The sequence below is a fragment of the Candidatus Symbiopectobacterium sp. NZEC135 genome (genome assembly GCF_025962695.1).
The window spans coordinates 1-1,328 of sequence record NZ_JAGFPF010000483.1; the positions used below are offsets into that span (position 1 = coordinate 1).

At 50.9% G+C, this 1,328-nt stretch carries 1 protein-coding gene and 1 pseudogene; both read left to right on the forward strand.

Annotation, left to right across the window (positions count from 1 at the left end; all coding sequences use genetic code 11):
• The first annotated feature begins 319 nt into the window (after positions 1-319).
• Positions 320-1,057 carry a phosphatase gene (locus tag J5224_RS28090; protein ID WP_264628402.1) on the forward strand — a complete coding sequence of 246 codons (738 nt, stop codon included), beginning with the start codon at positions 320-322 and terminating at the stop codon, positions 1,055-1,057.
• 49 nt (positions 1,058-1,106) lie between these two features.
• A pseudogene (locus tag J5224_RS28095) lies at positions 1,107-1,328 on the forward strand (molecular chaperone); the annotation flags it as partial.

Sequence of the window (1,328 nt, forward strand, 5' to 3'; positions counted from 1 at the left end):
CGAACCCTCGATACGCTTTCACGTATACACACTTTCCAGGCGTGCTCCTTCAGCCACTCAGACACCTCACCGGATTGTTCGCTGCCGATATGCTGCGGCGACGGGCGCTAATGTAGGTAAATTGCTGGGCAGCGTCAACGGGTTTATGCAACAAAATGCGCGTTTAGCCAAACTTAGTGCAATTTGCTGATTTGCTGACCAATTTTGGTTCGTATCGCGCGCGATAGTGATGTTAAATTTTGGTTATAGCTGCGGCGCAGGCTGCCAGTGCCGATGATAAATGGTATGCTGAAGATGAAATACCTAGCCAGGAGAGACCATGTATCCCGTCGATTTACATATGCATACTGTCGCCAGTACCCACGCCTATAGCACCCTGCATGACTATATTGCAGAGGCCAAGCTGAAAAATATCCGCCTGTTTGCTATTACCGATCATGGTCCTGATATGGCAGATGCGCCGCACTATTGGCACTTTATGAATATGCGTGTCTGGCCACGGTTGGTCGATGGCGTTGGCATCCTGCGTGGTATTGAATCCAATATCAAAAACCGTCAGGGCGATATCGACTGTACCGGGATCATGCTGGAGCAAATGGACGTGGTCATTGCCGGCTTTCATGAACCGGTGTTTCCACCGCAGGATCGTGTTACTCATACCGAGGCGCTGATTGCCACCATGGCGAGTGGCAACGTACATATCATCAGCCATCCGGGCAACCCCAGATATCCGATTGATATTGCCGCCGTGGCACAAGCCGCAGCGCACTATGACGTTGCATTAGAGCTGAATAATTCCTCATTTATGCATTCACGCAAAGGCAGTGGACCCAACTGTCGCGCCATTGCTGAGGCGGTACGCGACGCGGGCGGAAGGCTGGCGCTTGGCTCTGATTCCCATATTGCATTCACATTGGGCGATTTTACCCACTGCGAACGCATTTTGCAGGAAATCGATTTTCCGCAAGAGCGCATACTGAACGTCAGTCCTCGTCGCGTTTTAGATTTTCTGGAACAACGTGGTCGTCCAGCTATCGTTGAACTGGCGGCTTTGTAATCATTAAGTGACGTTGTCACTTAATCACCATAATAACAACAGGTATGACATGAACGAATTCTCATTGGTATGCCGGCTGCTCGGTACGCTGTTTAATCGGGCTCCTGACGACGCCGTGGTTACCCCCTTGTTGACGATGATTGAACAGGGCAAACTCAAGCCGCATTGGCCGCTTAATCAGGATGCTTTGCTGGAGCGCATGCAGCAGAGCGTTGATATCAGTGCATTAACGGCTGATTATCACGCGCTGTTTGTTGAACAGGGCGGTGCG